The following is a 24,836-nucleotide window of genomic DNA, read 5'->3' on the forward strand; positions in this document are numbered from 1 at the left end:
ACCAGACGTATCCATTCTGGTATAGGGGGTATTTCTCCGAAAGAAATGTATTATCGATTAACTCAACTAAAACAGACAACCTAGCCCAATTCACTGTCCACTATTCTGAGGAGTTCCACCCCACCCCCTGATCACCCCATCTCCCGATCACCCCATCCCCTGGTCTCCCCGTCTTTCCCATCCCGCTTCGGTCAGCTTACCTACATCACCTAACCGGCACTACAAATTTCGCGTCGGATTCTGCCGTACCGCGCGAAGGGTTCCAAAGCCGATGATGGACCCGGTGATCAGGATCGGAATAAGGCCGGAAAGTATGAAGTGCCAGACTTGCAGATCAATCCCGTAGGCAAATTCCTGCAACCACTGGTACATCAGCCACCAGGCAATAGGCGCGACCAGCATAAAGGAAAGCAGGATGATCTTTACATAGTCCCGGGAAAACAGCAACAACATATGACGCCACCTTGCCCCGACGATCCGCCGGATGGCAATCTCTTTTTTCCGGTGGTTGAGCGTATAGGATACCACCGCAAATAGGCCCATGCAGGTTAGGAAAATACTCAAACCGGAAAATAGCGTAAAAATGATGTGGGTACGTCTTTCGGCTTCGTATCTGGCAGCCAGGGTCTCATCCAGAAAACGGTAATTGAAGGGGCGACCCGGTACCAGTGCCTCCCATTTTCGCTCTAAGGTGTTGAGGGTTTCCGATAGGTCGGTACCATCCAATTTGATCAATAGATATTTTATCCGCCCATAGTTATTCTCGTTGCTTTGGATCACCAACGGACGGACCGACTGATGAAGCGATCGAAAATTAAAATCCTTTACTACACCTTTTATGACAAACTCAATTTCCGGGTCATCCGGCTGGGCCTTGTCTACTTTCACCAGTCGCTGCCCAACCGGGTCATTTAGGCCCAACATCTTTACCGCCGACTCATTAAGCAAGATCTGACTGGAATCCTGGCTATTCTCAGAAAAGAAATTTCCGGCGATCAATTCAAAACCAGCCGTTTCTGCAAATTGATCACCAATAATGACGCGATCCATCGGGTAAATCTGCGGATCGGTTTTCTTTCGATATTGATCGCTCCAGGTATCCTGGAATCCATGGACCCAGAGGCTGCCGGCTACCCGTTCTACCTGGGGCAATCGTTCAATCTCTCTCATAAAGGGATGAATAAACGTGGCATCCCGGTGGAAGGCCCCTTCCATAACAATTATCTTTTCCTGATCAAAGCCCAGGTTTTTTTCCGATAGGTAACGTATCTGATCGTAGATCACTAGGGTGCAAATGATCAAACCGATCGAGATCCAGAACTGAAAGCCGATCAGGCCGTTCTGCATCCATCTGCGTTTTAGCGGATTGACCGAAAATCGCCTGAAAAGAGCGTCCAGCTTCAAAGAGCCCAAATGATGGGCCGGATAAGTGCCGGCAATCAGTGTGATGATTATCCACACCGTTAGTATAATCCAAAAGAGCGGACTGTCAAAAGCCAGGCTTAGCTCCTTTCCCGTTAGCCGGTTAAAGGAGGGTAACGATAAGGAGGTGATGAGCATAGCCACAGCGGCAGCCATGCAGACAAGCAATAATGATTCGGTTAAAAACTGCCGGGTTAATTGTCGGGGTAAGGCACCCAGCACCTTGCGCATACTGATCTCCTGGGTTCTTTCCGCAGATTGTGTCGTACTGAGATTAGTAAAATTTATCGCCGCGATCACCAAAATTAGGATGCCCATGACGATCAGCATACGAACCACCAATTTATTTCCGCTCGGTTTCATGCCACCGAAATCCGCCGGGTCCAGATGAATATCCGTGAGTGCACGAAGAAAATACTGATGGCCGTTGCCGGCGGCCTGGTAGTCCTGCCAACTCACCTGTTGCGCCTTTTCGATAGCACCGGCCAGATATTTTTCAATTAACTCCGGTAATCTGGCTTCAAGTTGGCCCGGATCGGTTTCGGAATGTAATTTGACATAGCAGAACGCACGTGCGAGATTAAAGCTGTCCTGGCTGAACCAGGCTACGGAATTGGACGATACCAGCGACTGAAAAGCAAGATGAGAATGCTCCGGTGGATCAGCGCAAACGCCCGTCACTACCGAAGGCCGGCCATTCCCTCCATTGGAAATAGATTTGCCGACGGGATTCTCATCGCCGAAATAACGCCGGGCGGTGCTTTCGGTCAAAACAACGCTGTTCGGGCTGGTCAGGGCTGTTTTCGGATCTCCGTGCAGCATTTCGAAATCAAAAACTGAAAAGAAGGAACTGTCCGCCAGTAAGACACCGTGCTGCAAAAAGCTTTTCTCTTCCCCTTCCTGCTTTTTGACATTCACCAGCTGACTGTTGTAGGGGCCGGAAATGGCCGTAGCCTCGATCACTTCCGGATAATCCCGGACCAGAATACGGGCAAAGGCATAAGGTACTGCTGCGTGCCATTCCTCCTTCGCTGGATTTCGTTCCTGCTCCACCAGTTTGTAGATCCGATCGGCATCGCTGAAAAAAGTATCATAGCTGAATTCATTCCGAACGAACAGGAAGATCAATAGTGCGGCCGAAAGTCCAACGGCCAATCCGAATATATTGATAAGCGCGTGTAGACTTCGCTTTTTTAGGTTGCGTAAGGCTACCAACAGATAATTTCCGATCATGTATCTTGATTTGTACAACATTAATACCTCCGACAAAGATACATCTAAATTGGAGGTATTAAATTTTTTCGCGGAAAATTATCCGGGATCAATCCGAATAATGATTTTCGGGCCGATTTATACCGCACGCGAAGTGGTTTAGTCGGTATAGGTTTTACTCCGATGGATCTGGATTTTTCAAACCAATTTTACGTCAGGATAAAGGCCGGTTTCGGGCAACTATGCCCCTCTCTATTTGTTCTTATTTATGAACTTTTTAAAGAAGCCTTTTGCCTTTAAATTTTGCATTCCGGTATCCGATAGAGCAAGAGTACCGATCAAATTTGCAGGCAGACGGTTTCCAAACCAGAACCAATTAATATGAAACAACTCACTGCTATTGGACTCGATGTAAAGAAATCCAAAAAACTGGCTGAAAAGCTGAATGACCTATTAGCTAATTATTCCATTTTCTACCAAAATACCCGTGGCTACCACTGGAATATCCGGGGTGATAAATTCTTTGAACTGCACCTCAAGTTTGAGGAATTGTACAACGATCTCAAATTGAAGATCGACGAAGTGGCCGAACGGATCCTTACGCTGGGCCAAAATCCGGCTCACAATTTTTCGGATTATCGCAAGTCGGCCCAGGTGAAAGAAAGTGATCAGGTATCGGATGGGAAGAAAGCGGTAAAAAATATCCTGGATTCTTTTTCCATTATTATCGGACTACAGCGGGAACTACTCGAGCTGTCGGCTGATGCCAACGATGAGGGCACGAATGCATTGATGAGTGATTACATCCGCGAGCAGGAAAAACTAGTCTGGATGTATTCGGCTTTCCTGAATAAGTAAAAAAACCTTTTTAGGGCGCCTGCGGGCGATCAGGGAAGAATTTCCGATCAAACTGCAAGTGATCGTTCTTCATAATAGCAACAGGTTGCGGGAAACATCTCCCGCAACCTGTTTGCATTTATGGATTATTAAAACTGCCGGATACCGTTCCGGCCAAAGTGTTTGCTGATTTAGAAATTGTTGTCCTCTCCACCTTTCAGGTCATCGTTGTCGATGGCGCTGCCGCGGCGTCTTTGCTGGTTGAAATTCAGCTTGCCGAAGTTATAGCTGACCGTCAGGCCGAAGGAGCGGAAGGGAATGGTAAATTCACTCTGCTGGTAGAAATTCGGCCCACGCAATTCGGATGGAAATGCTTTCATATCAGAAAATGGCTGGGTGATCTGCACGCCCAGGCTGAAGCGTTTATTAAACTCCTTCCGCGCACCGATGCTGAACAGGGAAAAGGACGGATTGAAGCCCTGCAGGGTCTGGCGCGGTGAGCGGAAAAAGCCGAACATTTCGATCCGGAAGCCTTTTTTCAGCGCAATATTGGAGTTGAGGTTCCCGCTCCAGAGCAGCGCTTCGTTACTCAGTCTTTCGCCGTCGATCACCCCTTCACTGTTGTAGGTATAGACATTCAGGCCCCCGCGGAGCTGCCAGATCTTGAACAGGGTCACGGAAGAAAAGAAATTGGCGCCGATGGAGCGGTTCCGGCCAACGTTCAGGAAAGTGGTGGTCGAAACCTGATCGTCCTGACTGATATCGAGGAATTGCTCGATGATGTCGGAAGTCTGGCGGTAATAGGTGGACAAATTGATGGAAATGCCCTTCACGAAAGTATTGTAGGTCAGTTCCAACTGGTCCACGATCTCCGGAGCCAGTTTGGGATTACCGACCGTAATATTATTGGGATCGCTGTTCTGCGTGTAGGGATTGATATAGAACAGGCTCGGCCGCTGGATCCGCTGGGTATAGCCGAGTTTGATGCTGGAAAAGTTCTTCAGCGTGCGGCTCACGATCAGTGTGGGCAGGATATTGCCGTACTGATTATCGAACCCGGGGAGGTCCTGTCGGTACTCGCCGTTGATCACGGTGCGTTCGTAGCGGGCACCACCGAGCAGGCCGTATTTTTCTCCGATCTTCAGGTTGAACTGCAGGTAACCGGCCAGTACGTCCTGATCGTAGAAGAAATTATTGGTCAGGTCGTTGAGGGATACATATTCGTTCAGGTCCGGATCGTAGCGCTCGAACGTATAATCACTATCGATATCCCGGAGTACCGCCTTGGCCCCGGTTTCCATCTTCAGCGCACTGCTAATGGGCAGTACATAGTCCATTTGCAGGGTATATTCCAGATTAAGTCCGTCGTTATTATTGATCTCGTTGCGCGGATTGTCTCCGTTCTGGACGATGGTGTTTTCCGTGGTACTGTTCGTGCCGCTCACCTGGAAGGCAAAGGTGAATTCCTTTTCGGGTTGTTTGTAGGTGCGTTTGAAGTCGGTGGTCCAGTCGAAACCACTCCGCAGGTTATCGGAATAATTGTCCCGTGTGAACATTTGGTTGATGCCCAGTCGCGGATCGGTAAGACTGCCCGTAATGGTACCGTCGCCCGCCCGGCCGAAGCCATTGAAGCGGAGAGAGGACGTCAGGCTGTTGTACGCATTGAAATCGTAAAACGCGCCGACCTGCCCGTTGTACATCCGGAAAGTGCTGGTATTGGTACCGGATTGTTCCAGTATCCGCAGGGCATCGGCGGTACCGTCCTCCCGGTAGAAGTAAGTGGTGCCGACCCGCGGCCAGCTCCAGCGGGTACCCGCATTGGAATTGAATCCGAACCGGCCTTTGACGATATTGAGACTCAGGTTGCCGCTACTGTTCCGGTTCCCGATGTTTCCCCGGACCGATCCGGTGATCCCCTGGGCGCTTTTTTTCTTGGTGATGATATTGATGATCCCGGCACTGCCTTCACCGTCGTATTTGGCGGAGGGCGTAGTGATCACCTCCACGTTCTTGATCTGATCGGCATTAATGGTTTTGAGTGCATCGCCGATATTGGCGGAGAAGAGGGTAGAGGGGCGGCCGTTGATCAGGATCTGCACGTTGGAAGAGCCCCGCAGACTGACGTTGCCTTCCAGGTCCACCGTTAGCAGCGGCACCCGGCGCAATACGTCCGAAGCATCCCCGCCGGAAGTGGCAATATCTTTTTCCGCATTGTAGACCAGTTTGTCGATCTTGGTTTCCACCAGAGCGGCTTCCCCGGTCACGGTGATCTCATCCAGATCGATACCGGAAGGCAGGAGGAAAATATTACCCAGGTCCAGATCGGGTTTTTCCAGGGTAGTGGTCACCTCCCGGATGGATCGGGTCTCGTAGCCCAGAAACGAGACCTGCAAGGTATAGGTACCGTTTTTAACGTCCTGTAGTTTGAAGCTGCCGTCGCTTTCGCTCAGCGTACCGTTTATTTCCTTTTCGGTTTTGGAATCCACCAGCACGATGGTGGCAAATTCGACCGGGGCTTCGGAAACGGTATCGATCAGGGTACCGGTGATCTTTCCGAGGATAGTGGGCCCCTGGGACCGGCCGCCGGCATTGGGCGGGCGCTGCGCGTGCAGACTGAGTGAGAGCGAGATCATTAAAAGGATAAAGAGTAACGACTTTTGCATGAGATGCGGGTGTTTGAGATTCACGATTTAAATACTAATCCCGGAGGGTCCTGGTGATCCTCCTGCTATATTGCGTACGATAAATTGTATTGGATCCGGAGCTCAATTTCTCTACCGGAAGAAGATGGTTGACAGGTTGAAATGCTGTCCGTAGCCGATTGTTGGGACAATGGAAACTGGCCATAAATAATGCGGCAAACAAATCGGAAATCACAATTTTTAGCAAAATTGATCTGTTACTTATTCCCGGTTTTGCATTATATCCATGTGGCGGTTCCGATGATCGTCACTGATTAAGGGGCAGATAAAGACTTTCGGCGTGTTGTTTACAGAACGGGCGATCCATTTCGGACAAAAAATTGTCGTAGGATCTCATGTCAACAACATTGTTTTTTTCATAAGGTTCTCAAAATTCTTGTAAAGAAAGACGAATTGTCTTTTTTTTATCGTTAAACACTACCTAATCCCCCAGGCAGTATACGAAACCCCAAATAATATTGATAACACGTTTATATCATGCGTATTTCGAGAAGTATTGGCTTCTTCACAGTATTTAGTGTAGTCATTTTATTTGCGTACGATTGGATTGGAAGCGGTAGTATCCTGGCCAAGGACAGTACCAGAATGCCCGTATCTTCTTTTCCCGTTCCCACCACCGAGCCGGCTTTGCAACGCACGCTGGACGGTTTCATTTCGGAATTAAGGCAGGCCATGGCCGTCGAAAGTATCCCCGGCATTTCCCTGGCGGTGGTGTACAACGGCCAGGAAGTGCTGCATACGGGATACGGCATCACCGATCTCGATAATCCGTTCCTGGTAAACGATCAGACGGTTTTCCGGCTGGCCTCCCTTTCCAAGGGATTTGCACCGGTACTGGTCGGCATGCTGGTGGATGAAGGTATCTTGGACTGGGATGATCCCATCGTCAAATACCTACCGGATTTTCGGCTGAAAAGCAGAACGGCTACGAATGCCCTGACCATTCGCAACGTTTTGAGCCACGCCACCGGCCTTCCCCGCCACGCTTATTCCAATTTGCTGAATATGTCAGTGCCGTACCGCGAGATCGTTCCGCGACTGGCGAAAGTGAATCTGCCGCACCGGCCCGGAGAGATCTACAACTATCAGAACGTAGCCTACAGCCTGATCGGCGATGTGGTGGAAAAGGCTACGGGCATTTCCTACGACAGTCTGCTGACCAGCCGTATTTTTCAGCCGCTTGAGATGCAGCATGCTTCGGTCGGATTTGCAAAAATGAGCGCTACCCCGCGGGCCGCCCAACCGCACGCCCGGAAATCTTCCGGTTATTACCGCCTCGATTTTCGGGATAAGTGGTACGATGTGGAGCCGGCCGCCGGCGTTAACGCCTCGTCCAGCGATCTGTCCAAATGGCTGCAGTTAATGATGGGCGAACATCCGGACCTCCTGTCTCCCCAGAGCCTGGAAGAGATCACGAAAAAACAGATCGGCGTTTCTCCCCGGGAAGGCGTGATGCGTTCCTGGAGCCCGATGGAAGATAGCGGTTATGGTCTGGGCTGGCGAAACCTGGTGAAAGACGGACACCGGATCGTTTTCCACGGAGGATTTGTCAACGGTTACCGGGCCGAGATCGGGTTCTGTCCCGAATCGAGGATCGGCATTGTGCTCCTGAGCAATGGTAGCAACCAGTTCCTGCGCGATGCGCTGCCGCGCTTCTTCGAACGCTTCTTCAACCAGCGGATCGCTTCTTAAAGCAAATAAACTGCCCCGAAGCAGATGAGGCCTGTGGATCGTAAATCGATCCACAGGCCTCATGTATTTTTTACGGCTTTGGTCTTACAGGGAAAAATCCAAGCGATAAGTAAAGGTGATACTCTTGTCACCACCGTTGGTGATATCCCATTTCGGGCCTTCCCGGATCAGGCGTATTGCCTCTTCGTACAGTTCGCCGGGGCCGGAAATCGCTTTGATATCCAATACCCGTCCGTCCGGTAGAATGATGAACCGGAGGGTCACCGATCCACTGATCTCCTGGTCGATCGCGGCCTGCGGGTATTGCAGGTTGCGACGTAGGTAACGCTCAAAACGCCGTAAACTAATGGCCGGCTCGGCGATGTTCAGGTTGAGTGAGGAAGGGTTTACGGCCGGTTCGAGTTTGTCCTTTTTACTCTTTTTGGCCTCTTCCTTAGCCGCGATCATTTGATCTACGGTGGTCGCATTTTCGTCCATGGTCACCCGGACAAAATTTTGGGAATCGGGAATGTCAATGCGCTGGGAAGAATAGCCGGTGCGTTGGAATTCCAGTTTCTGTACGTTGGAATCCAGCAGTATTTCGTACTGTCCGTTGAGGTTGGTGATGGTTCCGGTGCGGTCGCCGGGGGTGACTACCAGCACGCCGTTGAGGGGGCTACCCGAACGATCGAGTACCTGACCGGTCACCAGACGGGTACCCTGGGGCGCTTCCAGTTTTACTCCACCGATCGCAAAATCGTTAGCGGGCGGCGGTGCGGGTGGTACGACAATGGGACTCAGTTGCTGGTCTTCATTGACCCGTGACCGCGTTTGGGCCTGCTCTTCGACCGTGCTGCGGCGCAGCGCCAGGGCGCTGTCCTGCGGTTTGGTTAAGACTTCGTTCCGTGCCGGGTTGGCGGTGACGGATTCAAGCAGTTGGGATTCGTCCGCTTCCATTTCCGCCTCCTCCAATATTTCCTGGCTATCGGCGAATGCCTGTACGGCCGGTGCAGGTATGTTTGCCGCGTCGTCTACCGGTCCATTGCCGGCGGCATTCCGGATCTCCGGCACTGTAACTGTATTTTCGGGATTTCGCGGGCTCATTTCGCGGGCAGCGCTTTCACTTTCCGTTTGTTCCGTCGGGGCGGCTTCGGCCAGATCTGCTGACTGGGTGGGATTCAGCCACCAGAATAAGCCAACGGCCAGTACTACTGCGGCGGCCGCTGCAATGCGGTAGGGCAGAGCGATCAGAACGCCTCCGCGTTTTTTTCGTTTTTGGGTATTGGTCTGCAATTGTTCCCGCATGCGCTCCAGGCGTTCCTGGTGCTTGCTGCCGGGAAATTGGCGATAACCCTCGAGCGCTTCCCCCAAAAAGGCATCCTCCCGGGCCTGGCGATCCAGTCGGTTCTCTTCCTTTTGGTCTATATCGCCCTGTATCCAGCGGCGAAGGGAATTGACGATATGTTCATCGCGATTATTCAAGATGCTTGGCTTTGGCTTGTTTTTTCTCCAGACAGATGCGCAGGTTGCGGCGCCCGTTCTGGATGTAAGAACGGATCTTACCGACTTCGTGGCATTTCATGTCTGCGATCTCTTTATAAGTTTTCTCTTCGTAATAGAACAACTTAATACAACTCTTTTGTTGGGGAGACAGCCGGCTGAGGCAATCTTCCAGATGTTTAAGTTGTCCGTTTTCCGAATGTTCATCCATTAGATGCCAGGAATCCTCAAATTGCATAAATTCCGGTTCTAAAGATATTGTTAAATGTGGCTTTTCGCGCCGCAACTGCATCAGGCAGTGGTTGCGCACAAAGGTGTATAACCAGTTTCGGAAATTCTGTATATCGTGTTCGGGAACTTTGACGAGCAGGGATTCAAATACCGTCATCACCGCGTCTTCCGCCAGCCCTTCATCACCGAGGTATTTCAGGCAGAGACCGTAGACGAGTTCCATATAGCGTTCGTAGGCGTGACCCAGCCACTCACTTTCTCCGGTCCGCCGGAAGCGCTCCAGCAGTTCCCGATCGGTAAGTTCGGAAGGTTGGGGACGAAAAAAACGAAGCATATACTGTTGTTAATTCGCGTTGCGGATCGTGAGTTGCGGAACATCTGGGGAGCAGGATCTTTTACAAGTTGTACAGTCGGACCGGAAACTATTTATCCGGCGGTTTTCAGACAGTTCTGTTTGGGTAAGCGCGCAACTCTTTTTAATCGCAACTTATTTTATCAGGCTAGTAATCAAAGTTAGAATTTTTATGCTAATTGATAAAATTTCTTTCTGGGCGGTTTATTTTTATCATTTAAAATGAGCCAAATCCTCCGATTATTGTACCGTTTGTCCGATATTTTCCCCGTTAACTAACCCATCCGCACCACTTACAACAAGCGATACACCACTTCCTAAAACCAGAAAAAACTTAGGCATGCTTAGGCTTATATTTGTGTATAAGTTTTCTCATAGTATGTTTAATTCTTCCTACACCTCTTTTCCCTTCGGGGTGTAGGATTTTTTTTTGCCCCTAAGTGACCTGTCTTTTCTTCTCCCTGTAATCTCTTGTCATTGAGGAAGTTTGTCCGCCGATCCGCCGAAAGTTTTTCGGACGGCTCCATTCTTTTCGTTCTTTTAGGACCCGTTTACCGTGCCGACCGGCTCGAATGCTTCGCCAAACCGATCTTCTGCATAAAATTTCTAATACGTTTCCTAAGTCATATGCACCACAAATGGCCCCGCTTGCACCACTGCATAAAAGAGCCTTTCAGCAGCCGTTTAATTCCCTACTTTTGAAGTGTGTAGTTTTCTCATAGTATGTAATACGCTCCTATACCCGAGAGCCTCCCCTGGTATAGGAGTTTTTTTTTGCCGGCATAGGAGCAAAGATATCCGGCAATAGCGTTCATGCTTTCCCGGGAAGGATACACAACTCCTTAAACACCTAAAGTTCATTTTTTTGAAAAGGGCCCGCTTTCGGTGGGCCGGACTTGATCAAATCATGGGATCATCCCGGTTGTTGGTATTCCCAATACCGGGATGAATTCCTATACTTCTTTTTCACTACAGATATTCCGGTCCGTAATTTTCCCGCACCTTCGCCGTGAGTGCTTTGATCTCCTGTTCCCGGTTCTTGGGATAGATCAGCAATACGTCGCCTTCGTCCACTACGATAAAATCATCGAGCCCGCCGATGACCGCCAGTTTATCCGGTCGGATCCGGATCAGGCTGTTGTGCGTGTCATGGGTAATGATCTTGGCGCCACTGATCCGGTTGCCCTGCTCGTCTTTCTCCGTTTCGCTGTGCAGCGAGGCCCAGGTGCCCAGGTCGCTCCAGCCGAAGGAAGAGGGGATGGTGTAAATGTTATCCGCTTTTTCCATAATAGCGTAATCCACGGAGATGCTGGGTGTGCGGGGATAATTGGTATCGATGAAGTCCTGCTCCTCGTTCGTATTGTATTTCGACTGCCCGGCAGAGAGGATATCGTAGATCTCCCGGGCATTTTTCTGAAAGGCATCCAGCAGGGTCTTTACGCGCCAGACGAAAATGCCGGCGTTCCAGAGGTAGTCGCCCTGGGCCAGAAATTCCCGGGCGCGTTCCAGCACCGGTTTTTCGGTGAACTGCCGGACCTTCTTAACCTCGCTGTCCCCGTTTTGCTCGTACCGGATGTAGCCGTAGCCGGTGTCCGGCCGGGTCGGGCGGATACCCAGGGTGAGCAGGGCGTCGTTTTCGGCGGTGAATTTCAGCCCCTGCTTCAGTGTATCGATAAACTGGATCTCGCTCAGGATCACGTGATCGGAAGGCGCCACGATCAGGTTGGCCTCCGGGTCGAGGGCGTACAGTTTAAGGGCTGTATAGGCAATACAGGGAGCGGTGTTGTTGCGGGAAGGTTCGCAGAGGATCTGGTTATCCGTGAGTTCCGGCAGGTGCTCCCGCACCTGATCGCGGTAGATCTTATTGGTGACGATAAAGATATTTTCCGGTGGGCAAAGGGCCAGAAATCGTTCAAAGGTCAGGCGGATGAGGGATTTCCCGGTATTCATTACATCCAGGAATTGCTTGGGTCGGGCTTCCCGGCTGGCGGGCCAAAAACGGGAGCCGACTCCGCCGGCCATAATGGCCACATAGGTGTGATTGTTCATGAACAGATTATTTTCAATTTTTTTGATCAGCGGACCCCGGGTTTCGGGTTCTTCCTAAGAACAGCCGGAATCGGACTGATGTTTTGGTCAGGATTAATTCGACAAAGATAAAATTTATTGGGTGCTCCCGACCGGTCGTGTTTTGCACCGTGCGGGTAACAAATTGCACTAATAGACCATCGGATTGGAAAGATCTGACAGGACGTGCCAAAACCAAACGATTTCTTCAATCAGTTCGGTTCTTAAAGGCCCATCGCTCTACTGTATGATATATACCCTTGCACCATGCCTGCTTTTGTTTGTCCGGTGAAACTGGGAGTTGGTTGCCGTTTTTATCCGATTGGTATCCTTATTCCGGGTCTGTGTATAATTATTTGTTTCTTTTGGTGAATGTTAAACCATTTTGGTTTAATTTTGCTGCCTGCAACTTTTCGTTGGATGGGAAGTCCTGTTATCGTAAACGGAAGTTTGTAGCCAATAGACTGTATAAATCACCTGACAATGAAACAAACTGTACTCGCGCTGCTGTTTGCAGCCCTTGCCCTGGGTATATCCGCCCAAACCGCCGGTATTTCCGGCAAACTCACCGAAAATTCCGGTTCCGCAGTTCCCTTTGCCAATGTCGTACTCTACCGCCTGGCGGATAGTGCGCTGGTGAAAGTGGAAACAACCGACGAATCCGGGGTATTCCGCTTTCGGCAACTACCGGCCGATCGCTATCGGCTGGAGGCTACCTATGTCGGTTTCGCCAATCTGAACCGCTCGGATATAGAACTGAAAGCCGGACAGGACCTGGAGCTGGGTACACTCACCTTCGCTTCCCAGGCTGTGGAACTGGAAACGGCCACGGTCAGGGCCCAGCGGGTACTGGTGGAGGTGAAACCGGATCGCACCGTTTTCAACGTAGAAGGTACGATCAACAGCGCGGGTGGCGATGGGATGTCTCTGTTGCGCAAAGCACCGGGAGTAACCGTAGACAATAACGATAACATCAATGTGCTGGGACGCTCCGGGGTACTGCTGTACGTCGATGGAAAACGACTGCCGCTCACCGGTCAGGACCTGACCAATTACCTGCAAAACCTGTCGGCCGAACAGATCGACCGGATCGATATCATTACCAATCCCGGTGCTCGCTACGAAGCCGAGGGCAATGCCGGGATCATCGATATCCGGCTGAAGCGGGACAAAAGTATGGGTTCCAACGGTTCGCTAAGCTTGTCTTCCAGCCAGGGCCGTTACCACCGTTCCAGCCTGAACGCGAGCGGTAATTACCGGAATAAAGGGCTGAGTTTGTTCGCTACGGCGGGAGCCACTACCGGAGAGGTATTCAACAATATGAATTTCCGCAGCTTCCAGAATGGCCTGGTGATCGATGAGTCGAACCGTATTGTCAATTCCTGGCAGAACTTCAACGTCAGAATGGGAGCGGACCTCTTCCTGGGTAAGCACCACACCATCGGTGCTTTGTTTACGGCCCAGAACCTGGACGGAGAACGCCGGCTCAACAACCGGATGGGCATTGCGTCCCAGACGAGCCCGGAGGTTACCGACAGTGTGCTGATCGCCAATAATTTTGCGGACAATCGTATGCGGCAGAGTGCCTATAACCTGAATTACCGCTTTGACAACGGCAAGGGGCAAACCTTGAATATCGATGCGGATTACGGCCGCTATCGTACCGAATCGGAAAGGTTGCAGCCCAACCTGTACTACGACGCCAACGAACAGGTGGTACTGACCGAGATCATCAATTTCTTCGATACCCCCACCGAGATCGATATCTCTACTTTGAAACTGGATTACAATACCGGTATCCTGGGCGGAAAGCTGGGACTGGGCGGAAAACTGAGTCAGGTCGTAACCGACAACAATTTCGGATTCTACGATGTCCTGAACAATGTGAACCAGTTCAATGATTTTCGCTCCAACCGCTTCAAATACGACGAGCGGGTCTACGCCGGGTATTTCAGCTTTGACCGCGCACTCGGAAAGAAATGGAACTTTACGCTCGGACTGCGGGCCGAACAAACCGACGCGACGGGTGACCTGCAGGCCTACCGGCCCGAGCTTCAGGAGCCACCGGTAGAACTGAATTATCTCAACTGGTTCCCCAATGCCGGACTTACCTGGAAAGTTGCCGAACAGCACACTCTGGCCCTGGCCTACGGCCGCCGGATCAATCGCCCGGATTACAACGTACTTAATCCGTTCAATAATCAGTTGAGTCAGTTGTCCTACGAAAAAGGGAACCCCTTCCTGCGGCCCGAGATCGTCAATAACCTGGAATTGGGTTATACGCTGGCCTATCGCTATAATTTCAAACTGGCCTACAGCCGTACGACCGATCAGATCACCCGTCTGATCGCTCCGGACGATGTAGACCCCCGGGCAAGTTTCATCACCTGGGAGAACCTGTCCGAACAAAAGATCTACAGCCTGAACATCAGCGCTCCGGTACAGATGACCAAGGGTTGGAACGCTTATTTCAATCTCAGCGGTTCCCACCTGGACAACCAGGCGGATTACGGCAACGGTGCGGTTGTGGACGTACAGGCCTGGACCTATAATATCTTCCAACAGCACACGCTGGACCTGCCGGCGGGTTTCAAAGGAGAAGTTTCCGGATGGTACAGCGGACCCGGTGTCTGGGGCGGCGTTTTCCGCTACGAATCCAGTTGGAGCCTCAACCTGGGTCTACAGAAAAAATTCCTGGGCGACCGGCTCAACGCCAAGCTGTCCGTCAATGACCTGTTCTACGAATCGGGCTGGGACGGCTACAGTGAATTCAATGGCCTGTACTCCGTCGGTTTCGGTCGATTTGACAGCCGCCGGGTTGCCCTGAGCCTAAGCTACAATTTCGGTAACGAAAACGTCAAAAGCCGTCGGCGTCAGACCGGACTGGAAGAAGAGTCCAACCGTCTGGGAGAATAATTTTTCGACTTGCAAATTTTGCCCGAAACCGGGCAAAATTTGCAAGTACTCCGTTTTCGGGTTTCCAACCTGCTGCCCACTTTTCCCTATCTTGCGCCCGATGGAGCGCGAACCCAAATACCTGCAGACAAAAGTGTGTATCGTCGGTGCCGGACCGGCCGGAGCGACCACTTCCCTCTATCTGAGTCGTTTCGGAATTCCACACCTGGTGGTGGATCGGGCCGAATTCCCCCGGGATAAAGTCTGCGGAGAAAGTTTTGACGGTCGGGTCTATCGCATCCTCCGGGACCTTTCTCCGGAATTCCTGAGCCGCCTGCACCGGGATCAATTACTGCTGGAAACCTGGAACTATCGTTTCTGGAGTGATCAGATCGATCTCTCGGTGGCTTATCCGAAATCTAATCTGCCGCGGCTGTCCGCCAACCGGGCCGAGTTGGACGCTTTTTTGTTCCGCCAGGTGCAGGATGCTACATCCGCCCGGGTGATCACTCCCGCAAAAATTGAAGACATCCATAAAAAAGACGGCGGATGGAGACTGACGGCGAAGGACCTGATCATCGATGCCGACCTGGTCGTTATGGCTGCCGGAGCTCAGCCCACACCCACCGAGAATCCTCACCTTTTTGTCTTCAGTCGCCAGTACTACGAAGGGATTGCACCGGCTGGAGAAAAAGGACTGGAAGTCTATTATTTCGAGCAACCGGTGCGGGGATGCCTGTTTATGTGCCCCCTCTCCGGCGGGCGCTACAATGTGGAAGTGGGCGTGCAGCAGTCGCGCTATCGGTCAGCCCCGTTCAACATGCCGGCGTTGCTGACGGCTTACCTGGGATCGGTTCCGGGACTGAAAGGACGTTTTGCCGATGCCCGTGTGCTGGGCAAAAGCAGAGGTACCACCATGGAATTGGCCACGCGGGTTCGGTGGTCGGACTCTAATCTCATCTATGTCGGTGCCGGGGCATTTTGTGTCAACCCGATCACCGGTATGGGCGTCGGCAACGCGATGAGCATGGGGAAGCTGGCGGCGGAACTGATCCGCGATGCTTACGAGGAGGAAGATTTCTCCCAACGAGTGACGAAGAAATACCGGCGAGCCGCCCGGCGTAAATACCGCAACGTACTGCTCATGAACCGGGCCGTCAATCTGATCCAGCGGCATTTCCGTTTCGTGGAACCGATCCTGTCCCTGCTTTTAAACACGGCGCTGGTGAAACGACTTTTGCTACGCAATGACCTCCTCCGGGGATTCACTCCCCGCCGGCTCTACCGGAAACTGATCAATGAAAAATCCTGAGTCCTGCTCTTGTTTTGGAATATTCAAACCAGTTCCATAAAAAAAACTTCCCCGCTACTGAACGAGGAAGCTCTCCTATGTTGAATTTGCGTAATAGTTTTTTGGGATGGTTGATGGTTGATGGTTGATGGTGGAAGGTTGACGGTGGAAAACAAACAAATTACTTCTACCCTTCAGGTCTCAACTTTCGAACCTCCCAACTGCTATCTTAATCAAAGGATGCCGTCCTATTCATATCCCCGATCTTCAAGATCACAAAGTTTTTAAAGACCGTACTGCCGCTGAGGTTAAAGGTGAACGTATTGATCTGGGCCGGATCCGATGGGGTTTGGTCTTCGGCGAGAAACAGCCAGTTGCGTTGCCCCGGAAATTCGTTGATGATCCCGAGGATCATTTCCCGTAAATAGAGCAGGTCCGCGACGGAAATGGAATTGGAACCATCGATATCGGCCGCCAGGAGCAGGTTTTCGGTTGGCAGGGGATTGACGGCGAGCAGGTGCTGGGCAATCATTACAAAATCAAAGGTGGACAAACCGTTCAGCGGATGACCGCTTTTGTCGAGGCGAATGGTATAGTCGTAGCCGGAAGCCAGATTAGTAAAGGTGTACTTACCGTTGACGGTGAGGGTAGTGGTGATCAACTGCCCCTGGTCGTCAAACAGTTTTACTTCCACATCATTCACGAAAGAACCGCTTTCGGTGGATACAAAACCGCTGAGATTGGTATTCTGAGCCGTCAGAGCTACCGGAAAAAGCAAAAGGAGATATAGAGCGATGCGATACATGCTGATAATATTTTTGGTGTAAAAAGGAATGTTGATCATGGGGAGCCGGGCCGCTCCGGTGGAACGTACCCGGCTCCCGATAGACTAATGCAACAATACGACCCGGCGTACCGCTACGCCCTGCGCGGTGATCAAACGGAGCGCATAGGTGCCCTGCGGCAGATCGGTAAGCGGCAAGCGATCCGGCGAGCCGGTCCAGCGCTGCAAACGACGACCCTCGAGATCGTACAGTTCAATGGACTCGATGTGAATTTGGGGCGTCTTCAGAAAGAGCACGTCCCGGGCCGGTACCGGATATACCCGGATCTGCTGATCGAGGGCCGGATCGATCGTACCCGTCGTGGAAACGGTGATCACGGAACTGCGCTCCGCTACGGGTACGGCCTCTTCGGCAGCCGTGATCAGGCGGGCGTTTTCGATGGAGATCGGGATATCGTAGTTATCGGACCGGAAGATCACATCTTCAATGGTCACCAGGAGTTGGGCGATCGCGCCTTTACCGGTAATGTCCACCCCGTCCGTACGGGTCATGGCCACGTGGATACGGTGGGCCTGGGTATCGACCCGGTAAAAGGTCAGCATATCCTGCTCTTCCTGACCGATCCAGGAATTGTCAAACGATAATTGCAGGCTGCCGGGCACGATGGCCAGGGGATCGTAATTGATGCTGAAGGCCAGACCGTATACGGTGCTTTCGCTGCTGGCTTCATCGCCCAGGAGAATGTTGAATACCGGCATATCGCCCTCCTGTACGGCGTAGGTATCGACAAAGATCGGCGTACCGGTAGTACGGGCGGATTCCGGCAGGGTTTCCCGCTGGGTGTAGCCGTCCTCACCGTCCCAGTTCTCGTTGAACAGCCGGTAATTCAGCGCCAGCGCCAGGGTGTCGATGGCGTTGATGGTACCGTTCCCGTCCGTATCGATGTGGCGGTAGTCCGTTTGGGTATTAGGTGTTTGCTGGTTCCAGGGTACTCCGAACTGGGCTTCCCAGTTCAGGTTGCCGTCGGGCCGGGGGTAGCCGTTCTCACCAAAAGCCAGACCAATGTTCAACAGATCGAAATGATCCACCAGGCCGTTGTTATCCGTATCGCCGGGCCAGACATTTTTGGAGATACCGTTTTGTATGCTGATGGTGCCCCCGCTGGTAACGACGGGGATGACCTGCGAGGTGATGGTAGAGGCCTCAATGATCGTGGGGTGGTTACTGAGGATGACTTCCGTCTGGGGGGCGTCACCGATACTGGTGAAACAAACCTCCAACATGGGGCTGTTGTCCGGCAGATCAACGCCCTGGGTATTGACGTCGATCCAGCTGAAGGTGGCCGTACCGGGATAGTTTCCACTGGCGTAATTGCCGAGATTGTAATTGTGGGTACCGAAATTGGGCAGCAGATCGGACGTGATATCATCGATAACCAGTTGGGACGGATCCCAGCTAATGGTGAACTGCAGCCCGGCAATGCCCGTAAAATTCTCTACGGTGATCGGGACACAGACCGATTCACCCGGAGCGTCGACCGTGGCATCGCCAATGTCCATGTGCAGGGGCGTGCCGTCGATCTGACAGACCGGGATGATCTTTTTCGAAATGTGGGTCTGGCCGAACTGATCGGTCACCGTCACGGTGTAGGACTGGATGGCGTCGGCCGGTGCGATGATGGTACTTTGCTGGTCAGCGGTCTCGGTCAATCCGTTACTCCAGGCGAAAGTGTATGGCGGAGTACCTCCGTTCCAAACCCGGTAAGTGATCTCGGCCTGGGATTGCTGGCCGTTCTCATCTTCGATACAGTTGTAAGAAGAGGCGGTGGAAAATGAGGATTCACTGCCGCCGGTGCAATCGGGCGTGACCGGTTCGGCAACCGTTACACAGCCCTTCGAATCGGTAATGGTCACAATTACGGTACCGGGCAGGGAGATGGTGGTGAAGCCGATGAGTTCATCGGTCATACTGTCTCCGTTGCTCCAGTTGAAAGTATAAGGTGGAGTACCACCTCCCCAAACGACCGTATAGACCTTGGCAAAGACCGTTTGTTCGTCAACAACGGTACATTCCCAGTTGCTGCCGGTAAGGAACGCTTCGTCTTTGATGTAGAAATGACGGTAGCCGGTACATCCGCTGGCGGTGTTGGTCACCGTCACCCGGTAAGCTCCGAAGGAAAGTCCACTAAGGTTCTGGGTCTGCTCACCGGTACTCCAGGCGTAGGTAAAGTCCGACGGATCACCCGGCATATTCAGGTTGATGAAGCCGGAACTTTGCTCACAGTCGGTATAGCCGACCTCGCCGGTAAATTCCACCTCATCCGAAACTTCTACTTTCCCGGACCATTCAAAGGTACAGCCGCCGCTATTGGTGACGGTGGCACTGTAATTGCCGGTAGCCAGACCGGTGATCTCCGGGCCGGTTGCTCCAGTATTCCAGCTTACGGTGGTGCCTTCGAATTCTCCGCCAATTACCAGCCGGATCGCTCCGGTATTAGTCGTACCGCAGGATACATCCGTGATGTCGGCGAACTGGAACAACTGGTCATCGTTCTCCGGCACCAGCGTGAAACTGCGGACCACCGAACAGCCCAGCAGCATATCCGTAGCGGTAACGGTATAGATGCCGCCACCCAGACCGCTGCGGTCCCGGGATTCGGAGCCGTCGTTCCAGCTATAGCTGTAGGAGCCGCTGCCATTACGCATGGTAAAGGAAATAGAACCGTCGCTGTTCTCCTGGCAGTCGTTTGGGTGATTCACGAGGACGTCGGAAAAAACCAGTTTGGTGTGGCTCTGATCATTTACATGAAACAGCACGCTGCTGGTGGCCAGGTTGGCGTCCTGTACTTGCAGCAGATAATTGCCGGGGACCAATTCGGAGATCTCGAGCTCACTGGAGGAGAATAAATTAGGTCCGGTCCAGGCGTAGTTGTAGGGTGGGGTACCCATGCTGACGATGGGAGAAAGGCCGGGAGGGGGGACTTCCGAGCAAACATCCGCAACGGGGCACGACTCAATATCGATCTGGGGTACAACCGGAGCGGGGAAGCCCACCGAGACGCTTCCGCTATGCAGTCTGGCGGCTTTGGTGTCAATTTCCCCTCCGATCCTGGCGGCAAATTCAATGTCGGTGGGGGTATCGTCAAACAGAATGGGACTGGAAGTGCCAACTTCCCCGACTACATCAAAACAGACGCTAAAGATGACCGTGTTATCCGGCACATCTACCGAATTGGTAGACTGGTCGAACCAAACCACCCGGAGCCGGTCGGGGTACTGGGGTGCGGTTGCGGGAAAACTGAAATTGGTTTGGCTAAGGTCGGAAAGGTTCATATTGTTAACGCCCGTAACGGAAAGTACCTGGGGATCCCAGCGCATGGAAAATTGCATGCCCAGCATGCTGGTGAAGTTTTCGACCATTACATCGGCACAAACAGTTTCACCGGCGGTAGCGGTCGTGTGCTCAACTTTGAGCGCCAGGCAATCCGATTGGGCCTGGAGCGAAGTGAATCCACTGAGGGTTAGGAGAAAGCATAGGGTAAAATACAGTCTTTTCATTTTTTTCGGTTTATGACCAGGAATTATAATTTGTGATTTGAGAGCAGTTGCTATACCGCACTTTTGCGGGTATGTCGGGTGCCCGTATGGGGTGGGAGTCGTTGGTTTTTCACGTCTGACCTTACACCTTTTTAGAGCTGACCTGCGATTATGGATACAAATTTATCAGGTCAAACGTCCCGGAGAAAGTACATTTAAACGGAATTATAGCTGATAATATGACTTTTTAATTATATATAAAATTGATAATCAAATATTTGTGTTTTGCTGGTATAGCTGTTTTTGTTAGGCGTTTTACTAGGTATATAGCAGTTTTTCAATAACTTTAAGCAGAAAAAAAAGCTCCGCATTTAAAGAAGGCCCGAAAAATGGGGAATATCGATGCCAAAAAGAGATTTATCGGTCTCTGTATGAGCCGGTTGTGTTTTCTCCATTGCTACAGAAGTATTGATCACTCCAATCCGATCAAGCTGGAAGAACTTATGCCTAACCGATTTACGAAGAACTCATGACGGACACCCTACTATTGGAATTACTACGCAAAATGGAAACCCGGGAACGTACCCGTTTCCGGGAACTGGTTGATTCGCCTTTTTTTAATAAGAATACCAAATTGCGAAAGCTTTGCCACCACGTATTACAGTTCGCTCCGGACTTTCAACATCCGGATCTGGAAAAGGCGGTCGTTCACCGGCAGGTTTTCGGCAAACAGCCTTTCCGGGAACTGGCTTTTAACAATCTGGTTTCGGATCTTTTACAACTGGCGTACCAGTACCTGAGTGTAAGTCAGTTCCAGGCCCAGCCCGAGCAGCATCTCGAATACCTTTGTCTGGATCTGCTCGATCGCGATCTTCCCAAACAGGTCAACCGCCAGATCCGCCGCTGGAAGCTCTGGCGCAGCAAACGGGATGATCGCAGCTACGACTATTTCCATCAGGCCTACCAGCTCTACGAAAAAATGGATCAGCTCAGTCTCACTGGCGGCCAGCGGAGAAAAGGGGAGGACCTGCAACGGGAAAACGACGCGCTGGATCGTTACTACTTCATCAATAAGCTCCGGATCGCCTGCGATATGACCAGCCGCAACGCTGTGGTCAATGCCGGATATACCTGCCACTTCCTGGAAGAGATCCGAAGCTATAAGGCCCGTCAGCCGGAACTGGAGGAGATCCCGCTCATTCAGGTTTATTCGCAGGCACTGCGGATGCTGGAATCACCGCGGGAAACGGAGCATTATTTCCAGTTGAAAGAATTGCTGGCGACCTATCGCCCCATCATCCCCCAGCGGGAACTTCGCATTTTGTACAACTACGCCCTCAACGTATGTGTCCGCCAGATCAATATCGGCAAAAGCGCCTTCTACCAGGAGATCTGGGAATTATATAAGCTATTACTCGCCGAAGGCATCCTGCTGAAGAACGGGCAATTGTCCCAGTGGTCCTACAGCAATATCATCACGAGTGCCATGCGACTGCGGGCGTACGATTGGACGGAAGAATTCATCCATACCTACCGGGATTACCTGCCGGAGGAAGTCCGGGAAAACGCCTACAGCTATAACCTGGCATCGCTCTACTTTGAGCAGGGAGATTACACGCGGGCGCTCCATCTGCTGTTTGAAGTGGAATTTACCGACGCTTTTTACCATCTTTCGGCCAAGATCATCCAGCTGAAAGTGTATTTTCACCTGCGGGAAACGGAAGCTTTCTTTTCGCTAATCGAGGCCACGCGGCACTATATCGCCCGCAACCGCCAACTGTCGGAATATCAGAAGAAATCCAATGCGAATTTCCTCAAACTGGCCAGCCGTCTGTTCCAGCATCTCATCCGCACGGAATGGCGGCCGATCAAAGGAAAAGAGCGGGAACGTTTTGTCCAGTCCATCGAACAGACCCAGCCGCTGGCCAATAAAAGCTGGCTGCTGGAACGGATCGGTTGATGGTAACCTTTGGCATCCGGCCGGTATAGTATACCTCAACCTACCATTTAAATCTGCGCTACCATGAAAAGGGATCTATTACTCCATATAATCGTCCTGCTGATCGGCTACCAGAGCGCCCAGGCCCAGTTCGATACGCCACACCGACCCTACGGAACTTTCGAACCGGGTGAGACCGTTCTGCTTTTCGGCGACCGGGTCAATCTGCGCGATGCACCCCATACACAGGGGAAGGTCGTGGCGCAGTTGCCACTGGCCCAATTGCTCCGGGTGCAAAGCATTGGTGCGTCGGCGATGATCAACGGGCTGAACTTCCCCTGGCTGGAAATAGAAACCGAATGGGAAGGCCGTACGCAGCGCGGTTGGTTGTGGAGCGGACTGGTCAGCCACCTGAGCCGGAAGGGAAACCAGGGCGAATGGTTTCTGCTGGGCGCAAGTTCGGCGGAAGGCGATGAGATCACGACTGAACTCCGCGTCGTCAAAGATGGCGCATTGCTTGCACAGCTCGCTTTCCCGGCTATCGGTGAGTTAGGCCATTACCTGGAATTAAAAGTTTCGGGCGGCCATAGTGTTCCCGGGGTGCTTCATCTCATCCAGCCGTCCTTTGCCTACGAGGCCTGTGGTTACACCAACGGAGAAGCCAACATCTTTTGGGATGGCCGCAAACTCCACGATCTGGGCCATACCCGCAACTGGGCGGATGCCGGTTTCGGGTACATGTTTGAGGAGTATCGGATGCCGGATCACGGAGAGGGATTGCCGGACCGAATACTCTGGATAAAGGAAGAAAGCAAAAACGATGAAATGGGCAACGGGGTAATGACCCGCACGACCAAAGCGCTACACTGGAACGGTACCCGGCTGGTGGATTTTACCCACGAAGATCTCCTCAATTCCCGAAAGGACTAGCTGATAGCTGAAATGACATTTTAACTTATACCAAGTGGAGGCCTCAATCTCAATAACAATTGCAAATTAAATTTCAATACCACTCAGCCATTGCAATTGCTATTGAAATTGACGTTGCTATTTTTTTTGCACCCAAGTTCATTTGTCATTACAGATAATGCCCGCCTTACTCATCGGTATAATCGATGCTTTGTACCTGAACGCTGAACCGGCCGTCGGAAAGCCTCACCCAGCCCTCAGCACCCTCGCGTGGCTGAAAGTAGCCCGAAAAACTACCGCTGATCCAGCCGTCTTCCGTCCATTCATCGATCTGAAAGCGGGAAGATCCCTGACTGATCCATTCCAGTACCCGGCCTGGTTCGGGATGATAGGTGTAGGTCATAAACAGGCCCCGGCCTGTACCCTGATGCAATTCCAGGGGGAAATCGGCTTTCCACAGCTCCCGGTCCTGGACAAAGATCCCGAGTTTCAGCGTTCCGTCGGCTGAAGCGGCCGGGATGAACAACACATCCGAATGGGGGCTGGCAGCGTCCGGGTGGCGGTAGGTTTTGTAGAGGATGATATTGTCCTGATCTTCCGTCTCGCAATCGAAGGTATTGGGAAAAGATTCGGTTTCTCCCGCAAGACCGGCCGTTACGTACCATTCGGATTCCAAGGGTAAGTCAACGGTGGCTTCTTTTTCACAGGCAGAAAATAAGCTGGTAAACAGTAATAGCAGGGAAAGAAAATGGTAATGCTTCATTGAGTTTTTCCAGTCCAGACAACGATTAGCTGGCAATGGGTTGCCTGCCGGAACGATTTTTTCGAAATAAGGTAAAAATAGGCGGTCGGGCTACGCAGTTCCCTACCACATCTGGATCAGCAGAATGGAAAAAACGAGATCGGAATGCTCCTGCAGGTAGCCCCGTACAATGCGGGTACCTTTTTGCAGGTGGTTCTGTACGGTATTGGTGGAAATGTGCAATTCTTCGGCGATCTGGCTCAGCGAAAGTCCGTCCAGATAGCGCAGGCGGAAAACCTGCCGGCATTTGGGAGGCAGGGTGTCGATGGCGCGTTTGGCGATGGCCATGCCTTCTTTCAGGTAGATCTGCTCTTCTACCGGATTATTCAGTGCATTGAAGTAACTTTCGATAAAGGCTTTTTTCAGATCCGCGTTTCTGGCCACCTGACGCAGGTAGCTGAGGGCATAATCCCGGGTGATCTTAAAGAGCAATCCGCTGACGGTGATATCATCACGCAGTTCCTCCCGCTTTTGCCAAAGTTTCACAAAAACGTCGGAAGTGATCTCCTCGGCTACCTCCCGGTTGCCGACGAACTTCAGGCAATAGTAATAGACTTTTGACTGGTACCTCTCGTGGAGGTAAACGAAGCTTTTTTTATCGCCCTTAGCAAATTGTTGAAGGTGAAATTGTTCCTTTAAGTCCATCCCAAATTGGTTTCGATGCAAGGAATCTAATAACCACGCG

Annotated in this window: 15 protein-coding genes; 6 read left to right on the forward strand and 9 right to left on the reverse strand. The window is 51.7% G+C overall.

The genetic code is table 11. The features are described from left to right. Positions 1-219: 219 nt before the first annotated feature. On the reverse strand, positions 220-2,655 hold the full coding sequence (locus tag CRP01_RS07375; RefSeq protein WP_170110269.1) for an ABC transporter permease: 2,436 nt from the start codon (positions 2,653-2,655) through the stop codon (positions 220-222). Positions 2,656-3,015: 360 nt separating this feature from the next. On the opposite strand from CRP01_RS07375, the gene CRP01_RS07380 reads away from it, so the two are divergent. Beyond that, a complete protein-coding gene (locus tag CRP01_RS07380; protein ID WP_099149385.1) occupies positions 3,016-3,492 on the forward strand; it encodes a Dps family protein in 477 nt (158 codons plus the stop codon). Between the two features lie 170 nt (positions 3,493-3,662). Here the strand turns inward: CRP01_RS07380 and CRP01_RS07385 are convergent, their stop codons facing one another. Beyond that, positions 3,663-6,134 (reverse strand): TonB-dependent receptor domain-containing protein, encoded by a 2,472-nt coding sequence (locus CRP01_RS07385; RefSeq protein WP_099149386.1) that lies wholly within the window; start codon positions 6,132-6,134, stop codon positions 3,663-3,665. Positions 6,135-6,650: 516 nt separating this feature from the next. On the opposite strand from CRP01_RS07385, the gene CRP01_RS07390 reads away from it, so the two are divergent. Further along, on the forward strand, positions 6,651-7,865 hold the full coding sequence (locus tag CRP01_RS07390) for a serine hydrolase domain-containing protein (RefSeq protein WP_099149387.1): 1,215 nt from the start codon (positions 6,651-6,653) through the stop codon (positions 7,863-7,865). An 84-nt stretch (positions 7,866-7,949) separates the two neighbouring features. On the opposite strand, the gene CRP01_RS07395 is transcribed toward CRP01_RS07390, so the two are convergent. From CRP01_RS07395 to CRP01_RS07405, 3 genes are all read right to left on the reverse strand, one after another. Next, the gene (locus CRP01_RS07395) at positions 7,950-9,326 is read right to left on the reverse strand and encodes an energy transducer TonB (protein WP_099149388.1); all 1,377 of its coding nucleotides are present in this window, start codon (positions 9,324-9,326) and stop codon (positions 7,950-7,952) included. Then, positions 9,319-9,909: an RNA polymerase sigma factor gene (locus CRP01_RS07400; RefSeq protein ID WP_099149389.1), complete on the reverse strand. Its 591-nt coding sequence runs from the start codon at positions 9,907-9,909 to the stop codon at positions 9,319-9,321. The genes CRP01_RS07395 and CRP01_RS07400 overlap by 8 nt, the downstream gene beginning before the upstream one ends. 987 nt (positions 9,910-10,896) lie before the next feature. After that, entirely contained in the window at positions 10,897-11,976 is a 1,080-nt protein-coding gene (locus tag CRP01_RS07405) for a mannose-1-phosphate guanylyltransferase (RefSeq protein WP_099149390.1), read from the reverse strand. A gap of 501 nt (positions 11,977-12,477) precedes the next feature. On the opposite strand from CRP01_RS07405, the gene CRP01_RS07410 reads away from it, so the two are divergent. Further along, complete coding sequence (locus CRP01_RS07410) at positions 12,478-14,910, forward strand: TonB-dependent receptor (RefSeq protein WP_099149391.1); 2,433 nt, start codon at positions 12,478-12,480, stop codon at positions 14,908-14,910. Positions 14,911-15,010: 100 nt separating this feature from the next. Beyond that, positions 15,011-16,201, forward strand: a complete 1,191-nt coding sequence (locus CRP01_RS07415; RefSeq protein WP_099149392.1) for an NAD(P)/FAD-dependent oxidoreductase — start codon at positions 15,011-15,013, stop codon at positions 16,199-16,201. A gap of 208 nt (positions 16,202-16,409) precedes the next feature. On the opposite strand, the gene CRP01_RS07420 is transcribed toward CRP01_RS07415, so the two are convergent. After that, entirely contained in the window at positions 16,410-16,985 is a 576-nt protein-coding gene (locus CRP01_RS07420) for a hypothetical protein (RefSeq protein WP_099149393.1), read from the reverse strand. An 84-nt stretch (positions 16,986-17,069) separates the two neighbouring features. Next, entirely contained in the window at positions 17,070-20,522 is a 3,453-nt protein-coding gene (locus tag CRP01_RS07425) for a cohesin domain-containing protein (protein WP_099149394.1), read from the reverse strand. Positions 20,523-21,030: 508 nt separating this feature from the next. On the opposite strand from CRP01_RS07425, the gene CRP01_RS07430 reads away from it, so the two are divergent. Next, positions 21,031-22,461 carry a hypothetical protein gene (locus CRP01_RS07430; protein WP_143473305.1) on the forward strand — a complete coding sequence of 477 codons (1,431 nt, stop codon included), beginning with the start codon at positions 21,031-21,033 and terminating at the stop codon, positions 22,459-22,461. Between the two features lie 63 nt (positions 22,462-22,524). Further along, positions 22,525-23,370, forward strand: a complete 846-nt coding sequence (locus CRP01_RS07435) for a hypothetical protein (RefSeq protein ID WP_099149396.1) — start codon at positions 22,525-22,527, stop codon at positions 23,368-23,370. Positions 23,371-23,536: 166 nt separating this feature from the next. On the opposite strand, the gene CRP01_RS07440 is transcribed toward CRP01_RS07435, so the two are convergent. After that, entirely contained in the window at positions 23,537-24,112 is a 576-nt protein-coding gene (locus CRP01_RS07440) for a hypothetical protein (RefSeq protein ID WP_099149397.1), read from the reverse strand. 102 nt (positions 24,113-24,214) lie between these two features. Beyond that, entirely contained in the window at positions 24,215-24,796 is a 582-nt protein-coding gene (locus CRP01_RS07445) for an RNA polymerase sigma factor (RefSeq protein ID WP_099149398.1), read from the reverse strand. Positions 24,797-24,836 lie beyond the last annotated feature (40 nt).

Source organism: Flavilitoribacter nigricans DSM 23189 = NBRC 102662 (assembly GCF_002646595.1).
Classification (GTDB): domain Bacteria; phylum Bacteroidota; class Bacteroidia; order Chitinophagales; family Saprospiraceae; genus Flavilitoribacter; species Flavilitoribacter nigricans.

What these genes read in the sequence shown, in the direction of transcription:
- CRP01_RS07445 (WP_099149398.1), bottom strand. Translation starts at nt 24,796, where the DNA reads ATGGACTTAAAGGAACAATTTCACCTTCAACAATTTGCTAAGGGCGAT.
- CRP01_RS07390 (WP_099149387.1), top strand. Translation starts at nt 6,651, where the DNA reads ATGCGTATTTCGAGAAGTATTGGCTTCTTCACAGTATTTAGTGTAGTC.
- CRP01_RS07435 (WP_099149396.1), top strand. Translation starts at nt 22,525, where the DNA reads ATGAAAAGGGATCTATTACTCCATATAATCGTCCTGCTGATCGGCTAC.
- CRP01_RS07430 (WP_143473305.1), top strand. Translation starts at nt 21,031, where the DNA reads ATGACGGACACCCTACTATTGGAATTACTACGCAAAATGGAAACCCGG.
- CRP01_RS07375 (WP_170110269.1), bottom strand. Translation starts at nt 2,655, where the DNA reads ATGATCGGAAATTATCTGTTGGTAGCCTTACGCAACCTAAAAAAGCGA.
- CRP01_RS07400 (WP_099149389.1), bottom strand. Translation starts at nt 9,909, where the DNA reads ATGCTTCGTTTTTTTCGTCCCCAACCTTCCGAACTTACCGATCGGGAA.
- CRP01_RS07415 (WP_099149392.1), top strand. Translation starts at nt 15,011, where the DNA reads ATGGAGCGCGAACCCAAATACCTGCAGACAAAAGTGTGTATCGTCGGT.
- CRP01_RS07410 (WP_099149391.1), top strand. Translation starts at nt 12,478, where the DNA reads ATGAAACAAACTGTACTCGCGCTGCTGTTTGCAGCCCTTGCCCTGGGT.
- CRP01_RS07385 (WP_099149386.1), bottom strand. Translation starts at nt 6,134, where the DNA reads ATGCAAAAGTCGTTACTCTTTATCCTTTTAATGATCTCGCTCTCACTC.
- CRP01_RS07405 (WP_099149390.1), bottom strand. Translation starts at nt 11,976, where the DNA reads ATGAACAATCACACCTATGTGGCCATTATGGCCGGCGGAGTCGGCTCC.
- CRP01_RS07425 (WP_099149394.1), bottom strand. Translation starts at nt 20,522, where the DNA reads ATGAAAAGACTGTATTTTACCCTATGCTTTCTCCTAACCCTCAGTGGA.
- CRP01_RS07380 (WP_099149385.1), top strand. Translation starts at nt 3,016, where the DNA reads ATGAAACAACTCACTGCTATTGGACTCGATGTAAAGAAATCCAAAAAA.
- CRP01_RS07440 (WP_099149397.1), bottom strand. Translation starts at nt 24,112, where the DNA reads ATGAAGCATTACCATTTTCTTTCCCTGCTATTACTGTTTACCAGCTTA.
- CRP01_RS07420 (WP_099149393.1), bottom strand. Translation starts at nt 16,985, where the DNA reads ATGTATCGCATCGCTCTATATCTCCTTTTGCTTTTTCCGGTAGCTCTG.